The sequence below is a fragment of the Streptomyces gilvus genome (assembly GCF_022513565.1).
Classification (GTDB): domain Bacteria; phylum Actinomycetota; class Actinomycetes; order Streptomycetales; family Streptomycetaceae; genus Streptomyces; species Streptomyces gilvus.
In genome coordinates this window covers 43967-60120 of sequence record NZ_JAKWBE010000040.1, presented here as the reverse complement: position 1 = coordinate 60120, position 16154 = coordinate 43967, and the positions used below count along the sequence as shown (strand labels likewise).

Here is a 16154-nt window from a genome sequence, read left to right as displayed (position 1 = left end):
GGGGGGGGGGGGGGGGGGCCCCGGCCCCCCCCGCTGCGGGTTGTTCGTGGTTGATCGCGCTCACGCGGCGGAGCCGCATATCGATACAGCCCCGCGCCCCCGAAGGGCGCGCTTCAGTGGGCGCTTCCTGCGGTTGCCGGCGGGAGTTCCACCTCCACCCCCCGGTCTCCCGCATCCGCCGTGTAGTCCTGGGGACTGGTCTCGTCGATGCCCTCCGGGGCCTTCAGGGCCTTCAGGACGAAGGTGAGGACCACCGTGACCACCACGTTCATGACGAACGCCGTGAGGCCGATGTAGCCGATCTCCCCGATGCCCGGGATCTCCTTCGACGAGCCGCCGAAGTGCTTCTGGGTGGGGGAGGCGACGCCGTACGCCGCGACCGTGCCGTAGACCATGCCGACCGCCCAGCCGGCGAGCAGGGCCCAGCGGTGGAACCAGCGGGTGAAGAGGCCGCCGACCAGGGCCGGGAAGGTCTGCAGGATCCAGATGCCGCCCAGCAGCTGGAAGTTGATGGCGACCGTCTTGTCCATGGTGAGGACGAAGACCAGCGCGCCGACCTTCACCAGCAGCGACACGATCTTGGAGACCTGGGCCTCCTGCCGGGGCGTGGCGTCCGGCTTGATGAAGTCCTTGTAGATGTTGCGGGTGAAGAGGTTCGCGGCCGCGATGGACATGATGGCCGCCGGGACCAGCGCGCCGATGCCGATCGCCGCGAAGGCCACCCCGGCGAACCAGCTCGGGAACATGTTCTCGAAGAGCTGCGGGATCGCCAGCTGCCCGTTGGTGACCTTGACCCCGGCCGCGATCGCCATGAAGCCCAGCAGCGCGAGCAGGCCCAGCATCAGCGAGTACAGCGGCAGGATCGTGGTGTTGCGGCGGATCACCTCACGGCTCTTGGAGGAGAGCGTCGCGGTGATCGAGTGCGGGTACATGAAGAGCGCGAGCGCGGAGCCCAACGCCAGGGTGGCGTACGTCCATTGGGCGGGCTCGGCCGGTGCCAGGGCGCCGCGCGGCTTGCCCGTCGCCGGGTTGGTCTGGGCGAACGCGTGGCCGGCCTTGGCGAAGATGTCGTCGAAGCCGCCCAGCTTGATCGGGATGTAGATGATCGCCACCGCGATGACGATGTAGATCAGCGTGTCCTTCACGAACGCGATCAGGGCGGGGGCCCGGAGGCCGGAGGAGTAGGTGTAGGCCGCGAGCACGCCGAAGGCGATCAGGAGCGGCAGGTCCTTCACGAACCAGTTGGTGTTCTCGCCGCCGCCCACGCCCATGACGTCCAGCACGGCCTGGATGCCGACGAGTTGGAGCGCGATGTACGGCATCGTCGCGAGGATGCCGGTCAGCGCCACCGCCAGCGACAGGCTCTTGGAGCCGAAGCGGCCGCGCACGAAGTCCGAGGTCGTGACGTACCCGTGGCGGTGCGAGACCGACCACAGACGCGGCAGGAACGTGAATATCAGGGGGTAGACCAGGATCGTGTACGGCACGGCGAAGAAGCCGGCCGCGCCCGCCGCGTAGATCGCCGCCGGTACGGCGACGAAGGTGTACGCCGTGTACAGGTCGCCGCCGAGCAGGAACCAGGTGACCCAGGTGCCGAACGACCGTCCGCCCAGGCCCCATTCGTCGAGGCTGTGCTCGTTCTCGGCCTTGCGCCAGCGCGCGGCGAGGAAGCCCATGGCCGTGACGGCCAGGAAGAAGAAGATGAAGACGCCGAGCGCGACGCCGTTGACACCGTCCTTCACTTGCCCGCACCCCCCTTGCGGGCGCGCTGGTCACGCTGCCACAGCTTGTACGCGGTCATGGTCAGCGCGGTGGAGAGCAGCACCCACAGCATCTGGTACCAGTAGAAGAACGGGATGCCGATGAACTCCGGGTCGGTCCTGGCGTAGGAACCGACCCACAGCATCGCCACGAAGGGTGCGATCAGGCAGACGGCGATGATCACACGGACCGGGGTCACCACCGGTGGTCTCACTTCGGGTACTTCGGACATACGGCGGCTCCGTCCCCTCACGATCGCCTGTGATCACATGTGTAATGCGCAGGCAATGTAGGTCACGGTGTCGCGGCAGTGGAAGACCGCGTCGGGATATCGGTATGTCGATTCCGTGAAGACCCTGAGCGGTGGTGGAACCCCCGCCCCGTTCCGCTCAGTCGACGGGCCTCTTCAGCCTGGCCACGAACTTGTACCTGTCCCCCCGGTACACCGACCGCACCCACTCCACCGGCTGTCCGTCCCGGTCCAGGGAGTGGCGGGAGAGCATCAGCATCGGCAGGCCCACGTCGGTGCCGAGCAGGCCGGCCTCGCGCGGGGTGGCCAGCGAGGTCTCGATGGTCTCCTCGGCCTCGGCGAGATGGACGTCGTACACCTCGGCCAACGCCGTGTAGAGGGACGTGTACTTGACCAGGGACCTGCGCAGGGCGGGGAAGCGCTTGGCGCTGAGGTGGGTGGTCTCGATGGCCATCGGCTCGCCGTTGGCCATGCGCAGCCGCTCGATGCGCAGCACCCGGCCGCCGGCCGTGATGTCGAGGAGCCCGGCGAGCCGGTCGTCGGCGGTGATGTAGCCGATGTCCAGCAGCTGCGAGGTCGGCTCCAGGCCCTGGGCGCGCATGTCCTCGGTGTAGGAGGTCAGTTGCAGCGCCTGGGAGACCTTCGGCTTGGCGACGAAGGTGCCCTTGCCCTGGATGCGTTCCAGTCGCCCCTCGACGACCAGCTCCTGCAGCGCCTGCCGCACGGTGGTGCGGGAGGTGTCGAACTCGGCGGCGAGGGTGCGCTCGGGCGGTACCGGGGTGCCGGGCGACTGTGTCTCCGTCATGTCCAGCAGGTGCTTCTTCAGGCGGTAGTACTTGGGCACGCGCGCGGTACGCACGCCTGCCCCGCCCTCGTTCTCCGCACTGCTGACGTCGGTACTCATGGTCTGCCTTCCCGGCTCCGGACGCGGGTCACGTCGTGATCCCCTCTGTATACCGTCGCCACCTGTTTTGGTCTAGTCCACAGAGCCAAGTGGTCTAGCGGACGACACTACTCCGCCGCCGCTGTTTTCGCTGGCTTCTTACTTAAAGGTTCTTGCATATGTAGGTCGCATAACGGCTGGTCAGAGCCTTTTCGAGCACTCTTGACAGGCTTCGTGGTCTGGTCCAAGCTCCCGGTACTGGTCTACACCATTGGTTCAGGTCCCGGCGTATGGGCGGGGAGGTGTGGGCATCCCTGAGGAGGGTGGCGTGAAGCGCAAGCTGGCAGCCGCGATCGGTATCGCGGGCATGATGGTCTCGGTCGCTGCGTGTGGGGGAAGCGACAACAAGAGCTCGACGTCCGGCTCCGACGCCAAGGAGCTGACGGTCTGGCTCACCGTCGACGCCCAGAACAACTGGCCCAACCTCGTGAAGGCCGCCGACGCGGCCGTCGAGAAGGCCCACCCCGGCATCAAGATCAACCACGAGTACTACGGCTGGCCGGACAAGAACACCAAGCTCGACGCGGTCCTCGCCACCGACAAGGTGCCGGACGTGGTCGAGATGGGCAACACCGAGATGCTGAGCTACATGGTCAAGGGCGCCTTCGCCCCCGTCGACCCCGCGAAGTTCACCAACTCCTCCGCCTGGCTGGACGGCCTGAAGGCCTCGGTGACGTACGACGGCAAGACCTACGGCGTCCCGTACTACGCGGGCGGCCGGGTCGGCAACTGGCGCAAGGACGTCTTCGCCTCGGTGGGCGTGAAGTCCACGCCGAAGACGTACGCCGAACTCACCGCCGACCTCGACAAGGTGCAGGCGAAGGAGGGCGACAAGTTCTCCGCCTGGTACCAGCCCACCCGTGACTGGTACGCGGCCATGTCCTTCGTCTACGACGCCGGCGGCTCCATCGCCAAGCAGGACGGCGGCCAGTGGAAGGGCAACCTCTCCTCGCCTCAGTCCATCAAGGGCCTCACCGAGTTCAAGAACGTCATCGACAAGTACATGCACGGTGACAAGACCAAGGACGAGTCCGACCGCTACATCGTCTACGGCCAGGGCAAGTCCGGCATGATCTTCGGCGCCGCCTGGGAGGGCGCGACCGCCGCCGACCCGAAGAACGACAAGACCGGCAAGCTCAAGAACAACCTCGAGAACTTCGTGATGCCGGGTCCGTCCGGCAAGAACATGCCCGTCTTCCTGGGCGGTTCGGACCTCGCCATCCCGGTCAAGTCCAAGGCGCAGGGCGTCGCCGCCGAGTGGATCAACGCCTTCACCGGTCCCTCCGGCCAGAAGGGCCTGATGGCCAAGGGCAACCTGCCCAACAACAAGACCGACCTCCAGGCCCTGAAGAGCGACCCCGCCACGGCGGTCCCGGCCACCGCGGCCGAGTCCAACTGGTTCGTCCCGATGGCGCCCGGCTGGGGCCAGGTCGAGAAGTCCCAGGTGCTGCAGACCATGCTGCAGAACATCGGCACCGGCAAGCAGTCGGTCGAGGCCGCCGCGAAGGCCGCGGACGCCGCGATCGACAAGGTCATCAACACCAAGTGACCGGAGAGCAGGGCCCTTTCGACCCCCGGGCACCGTTCGGGGCGGGGGCCCTGCTTCTCGTACGACCGTACGACCTGAGGGACCGCTGAGGAGCGCGCGATGAGTGCCGCAGACACCACCACCCCTGCCAAGGTGCCGCCGCCGCGGCCGGCGCCGCCGTCACCACCGTCCGCCCCGAACGCGCCACGCAGAGGCCGTATCTCGGGCGGCGCGGCCACCCCGTGGCTGCTGCTCGCCCCCTGTCTGCTGATCCTCGCGCTGGTCATGGGCTACCCCATGGTCCGCCTGGTCACCCTGTCCTTCCAGAAGTTCGGGCAGTCCCAGCTGTGGGGCTTCCAGCCGGCCGAGTGGGTCGGGTTCGCCAACTTCACCGGGGTGCTGAGCGACACCACGTTCTGGCAGGTCGTGCTGCGCACGATCCTCTTCGCCGCCGGGTCGGTCATCTTCACGATGGTCCTCGGCATGCTGGTCGCGCTGCTGCTGCAGCGGGTCTCCGGCTGGGTGAAGACCATGGTCAACATCGTGCTGGTGGCCAGCTGGGGCATGCCGATCATCGTCGCCACGACCGTCTTCAAGTGGCTGTTCGACAGCGACTACGGCATCCTCAACGCGCTGCTCAGCAAGCTGCCCGGCGTTGAGCTGATCGGTCACAACTGGTTCGCGAGCGGACCGCAGGGTCTGGCCGTCATCATGCTGCTGGTGGTCTGGGGAGCCGTGCCCTTCGTCGTCATCACCCTCAGCGCCGGACTCACCCAGGTCCCGGCGGAGTTGGAGGAGGCGGCCCGGCTGGACGGCGCGGGCTCCTGGGGTGTCTTCCGGTACGTCACCCTGCCCATCCTCAAGCCGATCATCGTGATGCTCACGACCCTGTCGGTCATCTGGGACATGGGCGTCTTCCCGCAGGTCTTCGTGATGCGCGACGGCCATCCCGAGGACGAGTTCCAGCTCCTGACCACCTACTCCTACGACCGCGCCTTCCAGGTCAACGACTACGCGCAGGGCTCCGCGATCGCCCTGATCACCGTGCTGTTGCTGCTGGGCGTGGTCGCCGTGTACATGCGCCAGATGCTGAAGATCGGAGAGGTCGAATGAGCGCGATCTCCACTGGGGGGCGTCCCCGGAAGTCCAAGCTCGGCTGGAACCTCCTCGGTCTCCTCGTCTTCCTGACCGCCGGCTTCCCCGTCTACTGGATGCTCAACACGGCCATCAAACCGGCCAAGGACACCATCGACCCCGACCCGAGCCTGTTCCCGACCGGCTTCACCCTGGCCAACTTCCGCCGGGCGCTGGCCATCGCGGACTTCTGGGGCCCGGTCGGCCGCAGCCTGATCGTCTCCCTGTCCGTCGTGGTGATCGGCATGGTCGTCGGCCTGCTGGCGGCGCTCGCCATCTCCCGGTTCGCCTTCCGCGGCCGCAAGGTGGTCATCGTCGGCATCCTCGCCGTCCAGATGGTCCCGCTGGTGGCCATGATCATCCCGGTCTTCCTGCTCCTCAACGACCTGGAGCAGTACGACAAGCTCTCGGGCCTGATCATCACGTACCTGACCTTCATCCTCCCCTTCACGGTGTGGACGCTGCGCGGCTTCATCGTCAACATCCCCCGGGAACTGGAGGAGGCGGCGATGGTCGACGGCTGCTCCCGCACCGGCGCCTTCATCCGCGTGGTCTTCCCGCTGCTGGCCCCCGGCATGGTCGCCACCTCGGTCTACGCCTTCATCCAGGCCTGGAACGAGTACATCTACGCCCTCATGCTGCTCAGCCAGCAGCACCAGACCGCGACCGTCTGGCTCGGCAACTTCACCACCAAACACGGCACCGAGTACGCCCCGATGATGGCCGGCGCCACCATGATGGCCGTGCCGATCGTCGCCCTCTTCCTCCTCGTCCAGCGCAAGATGGCCGCGGGCCTGACCGCGGGCGCCGTGAAGGGATAACGCCCCCGATGACGACAATCGCCAGCGGCTCCGACACCCTGACCCGCGACGCCCTCACGGTCCTGCAACCGGGCTTCACCGGCACCACCGCCCCCGACTGGCTGCTGCGCCGCCTCGGGGAGGGCCTCGCCTCCGTCGGCCTCTTCGGCCGCAACATCGCCTCCCCCGAACAACTGGCGGCCCTGACCGCGCAGTTGCGCGCCGAGCGGGACGACGTGCTCGTCGCCGTCGACGAGGAGGGCGGTGACGTCACCCGCCTGGAGGTGCGCACCGGCTCCTCCTTCCCCGGCAACAACGCGCTGGGCGCGGTCGACGACGTGGAACTGACCCGGCAGGTCGCCGCCGAGTTGGGCCGCCGCCTCGCCGCCTGCGGGGTGAACCTCAACTGGGCCCCCTCCGCCGACGTCAACTCCAACCCCGCGAACCCGGTCATCGGCGTGCGCTCCTTCGGCGCCGACACCGAGTTGGTGGCCCGGCACACGGCGGCCTATGTCACCGGCCTGCAGTCCGCCGGGGTCGCCGCCTGCACCAAGCACTTCCCGGGCCACGGGGACACGGCCGTCGACTCCCACCACGCGCTTCCCCGCATCGACGTCCCCGCCGAGGTGCTCTCCGCCCGCGAACTCGCCCCGTTCCGCGCGGCCCTCGCCGCCGGCACCCGCGCCGTCATGAGCGCCCACATCCTGGTCCCGGCCCTCGACCCGGCCCGCCCCGCGACCCTGTCCCACCCGGTCCTGACCCGGCTGCTGCGCGGCGAACTCGGCTACGACGGCCTGATCGTCACCGACGGCATGGAGATGCAGGCGATCGCGGCCACGTACGGCATCGAACGCGGCAGCGTCCTCGCGATCGCCGCCGGAGCCGACGCGATCTGCGTGGGCGGCGGCCTCGCCGACGACGAGACGGTACGAAGGCTGCGCGACGCCCTGGTCACGGCGGTCCGCTCCGGCGAACTCGCCGAGGCCCGCCTCGCGGACGCGGCGGAACGCGTACGGACGCTGGCCCGCTGGACGGCCGCCGCGGGCGCCGCCGACACCAGGACGCCGGCCGACGAGGAGGTGGGCCTGCGCGCGGCCCGCCGCGCCCTGCGGCTGACGTCCGCCCAGCCCTTCACGCCCCTCACCGAACCGCCCTACGTCGCCGCCCTCAGCCCGGTCGCGAACATCGCCGTGGGCGCCGAGACCCCCTGGGGCGTGGCCGCGGAACTCTCCCGGCTGCTCCCGGGCACGGAGACCGGCACGTTCGCCGGAGAGGACGCCGGCCTGGCGACCCTGGCCGCGGCCGGCCGTCGCCGGATCGTGGCGGTGGTCCGCGACGAACACCGTCACCCCTGGATGGGCAGGGCCCTGGACACGGTCCTGCGCACCCGCCCCGACACCATCGTGGTCGAGATGGGCCTCCCCCAGGCCCCACCCCGAGGCACCCTCCACATCGCCACCCACGGAGCGGCCCGCGTCTGCGGCCGAGCGGCGGCGGAGATCATCGCGGGGGAGTAGCCGGTAGTTTGCTCGTCAAGACGTCAGGCGCCGGTCCCTCAGAGGGACCGGCGCCTGACGCGCCCCCTCAGGGGCGCGGGGCTGTGTCCGATATGCGGCTCCGCCGCGCGAGCGCGACCAGCCCCCACCGACCCGCACCCCGCACCAAACCGCTAAATCCCCTGCCAATCCGGCTTGTTCGCATAAGTGTGCCGGAAGTAGTCAGCCAGCTTGAGCTTCGACGCCGCAGCCTCGTCCACAACCACCGTCGCATGCGCATGCAGTTGCAACGCCGACGCCGGACACACAGAGGCAAGCGGCCCCTCGACCGTCGCGGCCACCGCCTCCGCCTTCCCTTCCCCCGTCGCGAGCAGCACCACGTGCCGGGCCTCGAGAATCGTCCCGATCCCCTGCGTGATCACATGGTGCGGCACCGCCTCGACGTCCCCGTCGAAGAACCGCGCGTTGTCCACCCGCGTCTGCTCGGTCAGCGTCTTGATCCGCGTCCGGGAGGCCAGCGAGGAGCACGGCTCGTTGAAGCCGATGTGCCCGTCCGTCCCGATCCCGAGCAACTGCAGGTCCACGCCCCCGGCGCCCGCCAGCGCCGCGTCGTACGCCGCGCACGCGCCCTGCACGTCCTCGGCCGTCCCGTCGGGCCCCAGGAACGCCTCCATCCCGATGCCGAGCGGCTGAAGCACCTCGCGCCGGAGCACGGAGCGGTACGACTCGGGGTGCTCGGCCGGCAGGCCCACGTACTCGTCGAGCTGCGCTATCCGCGCCCGTGAGACGTCCACGGAACCGGCGCGCACCAGGGCCGCCAGCGCCTCGTACACGGGCAGCGGAGTCGACCCCGTGGCCACGCCGAGCAGCGCGTCCGGCTTGCGCCGCAACAGCCGTGCCATGGCCTCGGCGACGAGCTCGCCGCCCGACCTGGCGTCCGGAACGATGACAACTTCCACGCTGGGCCCGCCGTTCTGAAGAACTAGTGGTTTAGACCAATCTGTGCGGGGCCAATCTAACAGAGCGGGATCCCGCGGCCCAGGTGTGTCCAGGCGCTGAAACCGCCCGCTCAGGAGCCGTTCACGCGCCGGACGGGCACCATGGGGGCCGGGGGAGTGCAATGGGTACCGCAGCGCAGCCCGATCCAGGAGGAACCACCATGACCGCCACGCCACCGGAGCCGCAGACCGACGTCCCGGGCCGGATCATGGCCCGTGAGATGGCCGAGCAGCCCGCCGTACTGCGCCGGATCCTGGACGAGGGCGCCCCGGCGATCCGGCAGGTGGCCCAGGAGATCGCCGCCCGCAGGCCCCGCTTCGTCCTGCTGACCGCGCGCGGCACCTCCGACAACGCCGCCCTGTACGCCAAGTACCTGCTGGAGATCCGCCTCGGCCTGCCCTGCGGACTGACCTCGATGTCCACCACCACGGCGTACGGCGCCCGCCCCGACCTCACGGACGTCCTGGTGATCACCGTCAGCCAGTCCGGCGGTTCCCCGGACCTGGTGGCCTCGACCCGGGCGGCCCGCGAGGCCGGCGCGATCACCCTCGCCGTCACCAACAACCCCGGTTCACCGCTGGCCGGCGTCTCCGAGTACCACGTCGACATCATGGCCGGACCGGAGAAGGCGCTCCCGGCGACCAAGACGTACACCGCCTCCCTGCTCGCCCTCTACCTCTTCGTCGAGGGACTGCGCGGCGGCGACGGCGGCGCCGCGAAGCTGCTCCCGGACCTCGCCGAGCAGCTGCTGGCCCGGCAGGACGAGGTCCGCGCCCTCGCCGCCCGCTACCGCTTCGCCGAGCGCATGGTCATCACCTCCCGCGGCTACGGCTATCCCACCGCCAAGGAGGCCGCGCTCAAGCTGATGGAGACCAGCTACATCCCCGCTCTCTCCTACTCCGGCGCCGACCTGCTGCACGGCCCGCTCGCCATGGTCGACAACGTCTCCCCGGTCATCGCGGTGGTCACCGACGGCAAGGGCGGCGAGGCCCTCCAGCCGGTCCTGGACCGGCTGCGCGGCCGCGGCGCCGACCTGTTCGTCGTCGGCCCCCGGGAGCAGGTCGAGCGGGCCTCGGCCGGTCTGGTGCTGCCCACCGAGGGCGTCGCCGAGGAGGTCCAGCCGATCCTGGAGATCATCCCGCTCCAGCTCCTCGCCTACGAGGTCACCATCGCCCGCGGCCAGGACCCGGACGCCCCCCGCGCCCTGGCGAAAGTCACGGAGACCCACTGATCCTTTCGGCGGCGCCCGCTATACAGTTCCGCCCATGGTGGGCGGCGACGAGACGAGCACCCGGGCCAGACCGGTGTCGAGGCCCCGCGGCCGCCCCCGTTCCTTCGACCGCGACGCCGCCCTGGACAAGGCCGTCCTGGCCTTCTGGGAACACGGCTACGAGGCCACCTCCGTCGCCGACCTCACCCGCGTCATGGGCATCGGCGCCCCGAGCCTGTACGCCGCCTTCGGCGACAAACGCGCGCTGTTCGACGAGGTCGTGACCGTCTACCGGGCCCGCTACGGCGCCTTCACCGACCGCGCCCTCGCCGAGGAGCCCACCGCCCGGGCGGCCGTCGAGCGGGTGCTGCGCGAGGCCGCCGCCGAGTACACGGCGCCGGGCCGCCCGCGCGGCTGCCTCGTCCTCCACGCGGCCACCAACTGCACCGCCCGCGAGGTCGAGGAGTCCCTGCGCGCGCGGCGCAACGCCGACATCGCCGCGTTCGAGAGCCGTGTCCGGGCCGGCGTCGCCGCGGGCGAGTTACCTCCCACCACCGACGTGCCCGCCCTGGCCCGGTACACCGGCGCGATGATCCAGGGCATGTCGCAGCAGGCCCGGGACGGGGCGAGCCGGGAACAGCTGGAAGCCCTCGCCGAAATTGCCATGTCCATCTGGCCCCGCACATGAACCCACACGGGTAGGCTGCGTGATGGACACCAGGGCGTCCCAGTAGCCGTCGAGCCGGTGGGGAAATTAACAACAACCAACAGGCTCCAACGCATGGACACGCACAGTGGTCTAGTCCACAATTGAAGCGAACTTCCGCCCTCCCCGCACAGGAGGACGGACCGAGGAACCGGAGCTCTCTGCCCTGACTGCCCCGGCTCCTCGACCTTCGGCCGACCGGGACCGCACACCCCGCGGCCGATACTGCTCCGGGCTGCGGTGCCGGGAGGGTTGAGGGTCCCTCCCAGGCGCCGCGGCCCGCGGGTGTCTTCGAGCCGCTTTTCGGCCACCCACATACCGCCAGGTACGCTCGCACCCGTGCCCTCCATGAACGAACTGGTCCGCCAGCACACCGCCCTCGACGACTCCGACCTCGAGTGGCTCCACCTGCTGGTCTCGGAGTGGCAGCTGCTCTCCGACCTCTCCTTCGCCGACCTCGTCCTGTGGGTGCCCACCAGCGACGGCACCCGGTACGTCTCCGTCGCCCAGATGCGCCCCAACACCGGCCCCACCTCCTACCAGGACGACATGGTCGGACACCTCGTCCCGCGCGGCCGCCGCCCCATGCTGGACGCGGCGCTCGACGAGGGCCGGATCGTGCGCGAGGGCGACCCCGAGTGGCGTGAGGAGGTTCCGGTCCGGGTCGAGTCGATCCCGGTGCGCCGGGAGGGCCGCGTCCTCGGTGTCATCGCGCGCAACACCAACCTGCTCACCGTGCGCACCCCGAGCCGGCTCGAACTGACCTATCTGCAGAGCGCCTCGGACCTCGCGCAGATGATCGCGGCCGGCGCCTTCCCCTTCGCGAACCAGCAGATGGACATGGACGCCGCCCCGCGCGTGGGCGACGGCCTGATCCGTCTCGACGCGGACGGCATCGTCCAGTACGCCTCCCCGAACGCCCTGTCCGCCTACCACCGCATGGGCCTCGCCTCCGACCTCGTCGGCCAGCACCTCGGCCGGACCACCGCCGAACTCGCCCCCACCCGCGGCCCGGTGGACGAGGCGCTCGCCAAGGTGGCCAGCGGCTGGGCGCCCCGCGAGTTCGAGATCGAGGCCCACGACGGGGTCATCCAGTTCCGCGCGATCCCGCTCAAGCCCAAGGGCACCCGCATCGGTTCGCTGGTCCTGCTCCGGGACGTCACCGAACTGCGCCGCCGCGAGCGCGAGTTGATCACCAAGGACGCCACCATCCGGGAGATCCACCACCGGGTGAAGAACAACCTCCAGACGGTGGCGGCCCTGTTGCGCCTGCAGGCCCGCCGTATCGAGTCCGACCGCGGCCGGGAGGCCCTGGAGGAGGCGGTGCGCCGGGTCGGCTCGATCGCGATCGTGCACGAGACGCTCTCCCAGAACCTGGACGAGCGCGTGGAGTTCGACGAGATCGCCGACCGGGTGCTCGCGATGGTCGCCGAGATCTCGCCGGGCAAGGTCACCGGCCGGCGCAGCGGCCGCTTCGGCATCCTGGACGCCGAGGTCGCCACCCCGCTGTCGATGGTTCTCACCGAAGTCCTGCAGAACGCCCTCGAACACGGCTTCCGCGAGGGCGAGACCGGCACGGTCGAGGTCTCCGCCGTCCGTGGCGGCACCACCAAGGAGGCCCGCCTCCTGGTCACCGTCCAGGACGACGGCGTGGGCCTGCCCGAGGGCTTCGACCCGCACACCGCCGGCAACCTGGGCCTGCAGATCGTACGGACCCTGGTGGAGGGCGAGTTGGGCGGTACGTTCGACATGGTGCCGGCGCCGGAGCGGGGGACCCGGGTGATCTTCGACGTACCGGTGCGGGCGCACAAGTAGGCGTGGGGGTGGGCGGCGAGCACAGCAAAAAGCCCCGGATCCGGGGATCCAGGGCCAGTCGCTCGTTGCTGTTCTCTCGTTGCTGCTCTATTGCTAGGCGCACCGGAGGTACTGCGCGCTGCGGCTCGGGGGCGGGAGAAGCGCACTCGCTGTGCGCGCCGCCAAGCTCAGGCTGTTTGCGGGGCGGGTGTTGTCAGGCGGAGGCCTGACGGGCCCGGTTGCGGGCGGCGCGGCGCTTCATGGCACGGCGCTCGTCCTCGCTGAGACCACCCCAGACGCCGGAGTCCTGACCGGACTCGAGCGCCCACTGCAGACACTGATCCATGACGGGGCAGCGACGGCAGACGGCCTTGGCTTCCTCGATCTGCAGCAGCGCAGGACCGGTGTTGCCGATGGGGAAGAAGAGCTCGGGGTCTTCCTCGCGGCAAACGGCGTTGTGACGCCAGTCCATGGCTGCTACCTCTCCTTGGTATTACGTGCGGGTTGCTTGTGAATGTGAACGCTTTCACGAATCCCTCAACAAGTGAAGGGCCGACCGCCGAGTCTTCCTCGGCGTGGTCCTGAGTTTGAAGAGGGGTTCCGGTGATCTGTGGATGCCGGTCTTGCGGGGCTGTCCCGATCGCCACGTAGAGACTCGCAAACCTCAGCGGCGGATACAACCCCTTCCGGAAAGTTTTTTTTGATTCCTCGGTGTCGACTAGGTCACAGCCGTACTTCCATGGGGTGGACCCTGGTCTAAACGTTCGAGTGAAAGGACTTTGGCCCCTTCTACTCACACAATCACACGCAGTGCACGGCGTACGCCTGTGAACGTCACGCTCGTGCGCAGTCCGAGGTGGTCGCCGTCCATCTGAAGGGGGAGGGGCGCCTTCGAATGCAAGGTGAACCCATCCAGGTCGTGCAGGGACACGACGTGCTTGCCGTGGGGTCCCCGCTCGGGGGACGAAGTGAGCAACTGCGTGGCATAACGGGCAGCCGTGACCGTGGACATGCGGCTGACGCCGAGTACGTCGAGCCCGGTATCGAACGAAGCCTTAGGTGACGCGTACACCGGACGATTGCCCAGATACGTCCACGGCGACGTGTTGCAGATTATGGACATCACCAGATCGGTCACCGGTTCCTCGCCGGGGCGCTCCAGCGTGATGGTGCCGTGCCGCCGGTGGGGTTCCTGCAGGAACTGGCGGGCGACCTGGCGCAGGTAAAGGGCGTGTGTGGACTTCTTGCCCAGTTCGCGCTGCTGCTCCACCCGCCCGACCACACCGGCGTCGAAACCGAGCCCCGCGCAGAAGGTGAACCAGCGCGCCGGCACCGCCTCGTCCTCGGTCCCCGGCGTCCCCGAGGCGAGGCCCATGCCGACCGCGCGCTCGCTGCCCTGGTGCAGTGCGTCCAGCACCGCGCCCGTCGCCTCGACGGCGTCGTTGGGCAGGCCCAGGGCGCGGGCGAAGACGTTGGTGGAGCCGCCCGGGACCACGGCGAGCCGGGGCAGGCCGTCCGGATTGGGGCCGGCGTGCAACAGACCGTTGACGACCTCGTTGACCGTGCCGTCGCCGCCGAGGGCCACCACGAGGTCGATGTCGTCGCTGTCGGCGGCCTGCCGGGCCAGGTCGCGTGCGTGGCCGCGGTACTCGGTGGTGACCGCCTCCAGCTTCATCTCGCTCGCCAGCGCGTGGATCAGCACATCGCGTCTGCGTGCGCTTGTGGTGGTTGCCGCTGGGTTGACCACGAGGAGTGCACGCATGAGTTGCAGCGTACCTACTGCCTGGTACCGGGCACAGCGCGAGGTAGGGATCAGGTAAGAGGAGGGGGCGTGAGTCTCGCCACCCGGGGTCGGCTCAACCCCGCCGAGAGGGCCTGCGTCCCCCGGGCCCGCCCCCGGGCCGACCGGCCTGCCCAGGGCTACCCTTCAGGGGTGACCAGTGAGAAGACCCCCGCCACCGAGGAAGACACCGGCCCCCGCCCGCGGCGTCTGACGTACGCCGCCGCGCTCGCCGGGCTGGAAGGGCTCGCGCTGGCCGTCGGGGGCGTCTGGATGCTCGTGGAGGGCCTCGTGGGCGACCCGGACGACCGGGGCTCCGCCGTCACCGGCGGCGTCACCCTGCTCGTCCTCGCCCTGCTGCCGCTGCTCGCCGCGCGCGGGCTGCTCACGCGCAGGAGCTGGAGCCGGGGCCCGGCCGTCATCACGCAGATCATGGCGCTGCCGGTGGCCTACAACCTGCTGCAGGCCGACAGCGTGGCGATCCCGGCGGGGATCGCGCTGGCGGTCGTCGCCGTCGCCGCCCTGGTGCTGCTGGTCAACCCGGCCACGACCCAGGCCCTCGGTATCAAGGGTCCGGGCCGCGCCCAGGACGGCAAGCAGTAGGCGTACGGCTACTCCTCCACCAGCAGCTTCTCCCGCAGCTGGGCCAGGGTGCGCGCCAGCAGACGGGAGACGTGCATCTGGGAGATGCCGACCTCCTGCGCGATCTGCGACTGGGTCATGTTCCCGAAGAAGCGCAGCAGCAGGATCCGCTTCTCCCTCGGCGGCAGGTCCTCCAGCAGCGGCTTGAGCGACTCGCGGTACTCGACGCCCTCCAGCGCCTCGTCCTCGGCGCCCAGGGTGTCCGCGACCGCCGGGGACTCGTCGTCGGTGTCGGGGACGTCCAGGGACAGCGTGGAGTAGGCGTTGGCCGACTCCAGGCCCTCCAGGACCTCCTCCTCCGAGATCGCCAGCTTCTCGGCGAGCTCGTGCACGGTCGGGGAGCGGCCGTGCTGCTGGGACAGCTCAGCGGTGGCCGTGGTGAGCGCGAGGCGCAGTTCCTGCAGGCGCCGCGGCACCCGAACCGCCCAGCCCTTGTCGCGGAAGTGGCGCTTGATCTCGCCAACGACCGTCGGGGTCGCGTACGTCGAGAACTCCACGCCGCGGTCGGGGTCGAAGCGGTCGACGGACTTGATCAGGCCGATGGTGGCGACCTGGGTGAGGTCGTCCAGCGGCTCGCCGCGGTTGCGGAAGCGGCGCGCGAGGTGCTCGACCAGCGGCAGATGCATACGGACCAGCTTGTTGCGCAGCTCCGCGTACTCGGGGCTGCCGTCCTTCAGCCCGCGCAGTTCGACGAACATCGCGCGCGCTCCGCTGCGGTCCTGTGCGTCGTGCTGCGTGGCCCGCTGCACGCTCTGCGCGTCCTGCTGCTCGTCTCGCTCGTGCTCGCTCATCGTCCCGCCCGTTGTCCTTCGCCCAGCCCTCGCCTGCGGCCGGGGCGGGGCGATCCCGTCCGGCCCGTCCGCAGGGGTGCTCGGCGCGGCACCTTCCCGATCCCGCCGGCCGCCGTCGTCCAGGAAGCCGGTCGCCGCCGCGTGGTCCGCGCCCTCCTCCGGATGCGGCCGGGCCTGCTCGGGGATTCCGGCGATACCCGCCGTGGCCTCGATGCCGGCCCTGCCGTCGACGGGCTCCCCCGTGTGACGGGATGCGCCTGTGCCCTCGGCCGGCAGCTCCCGTGTGCCGCGCTCTTCGTCACGCACCGGCCCGTCCCCTG

At 69.9% G+C, this 16154-nt stretch carries 15 protein-coding genes; 8 read left to right on the top strand and 7 right to left on the bottom strand.

Annotated features, from left to right (window positions below; translation table 11 throughout):
• Nucleotides 1-113: 113 nt before the first annotated feature.
• The 3 genes from mctP to MKW14_RS37330 all read right to left on the bottom strand — a co-directional run bounded on the left by mctP (nt 114) and on the right by MKW14_RS37330 (nt 2915).
• Nucleotides 114-1742 (bottom strand): monocarboxylate uptake permease MctP, encoded by a 1629-nt coding sequence (gene mctP / locus MKW14_RS37340; protein WP_240870692.1) that lies wholly within the window; start codon nt 1740-1742, stop codon nt 114-116.
• Nucleotides 1739-1993, bottom strand: a complete 255-nt coding sequence (locus MKW14_RS37335; protein ID WP_240870690.1) for a DUF3311 domain-containing protein — start codon at nt 1991-1993, stop codon at nt 1739-1741. The genes mctP and MKW14_RS37335 overlap by 4 nt, the downstream gene beginning before the upstream one ends.
• A 157-nt stretch (nt 1994-2150) precedes the next feature.
• Nucleotides 2151-2915, bottom strand: a complete 765-nt coding sequence (locus MKW14_RS37330) for a GntR family transcriptional regulator (RefSeq protein ID WP_208780958.1) — start codon at nt 2913-2915, stop codon at nt 2151-2153.
• 307 nt (nt 2916-3222) lie between these two features.
• Here MKW14_RS37330 and MKW14_RS37325 point away from each other — a divergent pair, with 307 nt between their 5' ends.
• From MKW14_RS37325 to MKW14_RS37310, 4 genes are all read left to right on the top strand, one after another.
• Nucleotides 3223-4503, top strand: coding sequence for an extracellular solute-binding protein (locus MKW14_RS37325; protein WP_240870688.1), 1281 nt, complete (start codon nt 3223-3225; stop codon nt 4501-4503).
• Between the two features lie 99 nt (nt 4504-4602).
• The gene (locus MKW14_RS37320) at nt 4603-5595 is read left to right on the top strand and encodes a carbohydrate ABC transporter permease (protein WP_240870686.1); all 993 of its coding nucleotides are present in this window, start codon (nt 4603-4605) and stop codon (nt 5593-5595) included.
• Nucleotides 5592-6437, top strand: a complete 846-nt coding sequence (locus MKW14_RS37315) for a carbohydrate ABC transporter permease (RefSeq protein WP_240870684.1) — start codon at nt 5592-5594, stop codon at nt 6435-6437. The genes MKW14_RS37320 and MKW14_RS37315 overlap by 4 nt, the downstream gene beginning before the upstream one ends.
• 8 nt (nt 6438-6445) lie before the next feature.
• Nucleotides 6446-7933: a glycoside hydrolase family 3 protein gene (locus tag MKW14_RS37310; RefSeq protein ID WP_240870682.1), complete on the top strand. Its 1488-nt coding sequence runs from the start codon at nt 6446-6448 to the stop codon at nt 7931-7933.
• A gap of 152 nt (nt 7934-8085) precedes the next feature.
• Here the strand turns inward: MKW14_RS37310 and nagB are convergent, their stop codons facing one another.
• Nucleotides 8086-8871, bottom strand: a complete 786-nt coding sequence (gene nagB / locus MKW14_RS37305) for a glucosamine-6-phosphate deaminase (RefSeq protein WP_240870680.1) — start codon at nt 8869-8871, stop codon at nt 8086-8088.
• A 200-nt stretch (nt 8872-9071) separates the two neighbouring features.
• Here nagB and MKW14_RS37300 point away from each other — a divergent pair, with 200 nt between their 5' ends.
• The 3 genes from MKW14_RS37300 to MKW14_RS37290 all read left to right on the top strand — a co-directional run bounded on the left by MKW14_RS37300 (nt 9072) and on the right by MKW14_RS37290 (nt 12642).
• Nucleotides 9072-10142 (top strand): SIS domain-containing protein, encoded by a 1071-nt coding sequence (locus tag MKW14_RS37300; protein WP_240870678.1) that lies wholly within the window; start codon nt 9072-9074, stop codon nt 10140-10142.
• A 34-nt stretch (nt 10143-10176) separates the two neighbouring features.
• The gene (locus tag MKW14_RS37295) at nt 10177-10809 is read left to right on the top strand and encodes a TetR/AcrR family transcriptional regulator (RefSeq protein WP_240870676.1); all 633 of its coding nucleotides are present in this window, start codon (nt 10177-10179) and stop codon (nt 10807-10809) included.
• A gap of 366 nt (nt 10810-11175) precedes the next feature.
• Nucleotides 11176-12642, top strand: coding sequence for a sensor histidine kinase (locus MKW14_RS37290; RefSeq protein ID WP_133044755.1), 1467 nt, complete (start codon nt 11176-11178; stop codon nt 12640-12642).
• A 193-nt stretch (nt 12643-12835) separates the two neighbouring features.
• Here MKW14_RS37290 and MKW14_RS37285 read toward each other — a convergent pair whose 3' ends face one another.
• Together MKW14_RS37285 and MKW14_RS37280 are read right to left on the bottom strand one after the other, a co-directional pair.
• A complete protein-coding gene (locus MKW14_RS37285) occupies nt 12836-13093 on the bottom strand; it encodes a WhiB family transcriptional regulator (protein WP_006142322.1) in 258 nt (85 codons plus the stop codon).
• A gap of 321 nt (nt 13094-13414) precedes the next feature.
• Nucleotides 13415-14383 (bottom strand): diacylglycerol/lipid kinase family protein, encoded by a 969-nt coding sequence (locus MKW14_RS37280; protein WP_240870675.1) that lies wholly within the window; start codon nt 14381-14383, stop codon nt 13415-13417.
• 171 nt (nt 14384-14554) lie between these two features.
• Between MKW14_RS37280 and MKW14_RS37275 the strand changes: the two genes are divergently transcribed.
• Nucleotides 14555-15004: a hypothetical protein gene (locus MKW14_RS37275; protein ID WP_240870673.1), complete on the top strand. Its 450-nt coding sequence runs from the start codon at nt 14555-14557 to the stop codon at nt 15002-15004.
• 8 nt (nt 15005-15012) lie between these two features.
• Here MKW14_RS37275 and MKW14_RS37270 read toward each other — a convergent pair whose 3' ends face one another.
• Complete coding sequence (locus MKW14_RS37270) at nt 15013-16140, bottom strand: RNA polymerase sigma factor SigF (RefSeq protein WP_240870671.1); 1128 nt, start codon at nt 16138-16140, stop codon at nt 15013-15015.
• Nucleotides 16141-16154: the final 14 nt, after the last annotated feature.

Coding starts and splice junctions, on each gene's coding strand:
- MKW14_RS37280 (WP_240870675.1), bottom strand. CDS start 14,383: ATGCGTGCACTCCTCGTGGTCAACCCAGCGGCAACCACCACAAGCGCA.
- MKW14_RS37320 (WP_240870686.1), top strand. CDS start 4,603: ATGAGTGCCGCAGACACCACCACCCCTGCCAAGGTGCCGCCGCCGCGG.
- MKW14_RS37300 (WP_240870678.1), top strand. CDS start 9,072: ATGACCGCCACGCCACCGGAGCCGCAGACCGACGTCCCGGGCCGGATC.
- MKW14_RS37290 (WP_133044755.1), top strand. CDS start 11,176: ATGAACGAACTGGTCCGCCAGCACACCGCCCTCGACGACTCCGACCTC.
- MKW14_RS37310 (WP_240870682.1), top strand. CDS start 6,446: ATGACGACAATCGCCAGCGGCTCCGACACCCTGACCCGCGACGCCCTC.
- MKW14_RS37315 (WP_240870684.1), top strand. CDS start 5,592: ATGAGCGCGATCTCCACTGGGGGGCGTCCCCGGAAGTCCAAGCTCGGC.
- MKW14_RS37285 (WP_006142322.1), bottom strand. CDS start 13,093: ATGGACTGGCGTCACAACGCCGTTTGCCGCGAGGAAGACCCCGAGCTC.
- MKW14_RS37335 (WP_240870690.1), bottom strand. CDS start 1,993: ATGTCCGAAGTACCCGAAGTGAGACCACCGGTGGTGACCCCGGTCCGT.
- MKW14_RS37295 (WP_240870676.1), top strand. CDS start 10,177: ATGGTGGGCGGCGACGAGACGAGCACCCGGGCCAGACCGGTGTCGAGG.
- MKW14_RS37330 (WP_208780958.1), bottom strand. CDS start 2,915: ATGAGTACCGACGTCAGCAGTGCGGAGAACGAGGGCGGGGCAGGCGTG.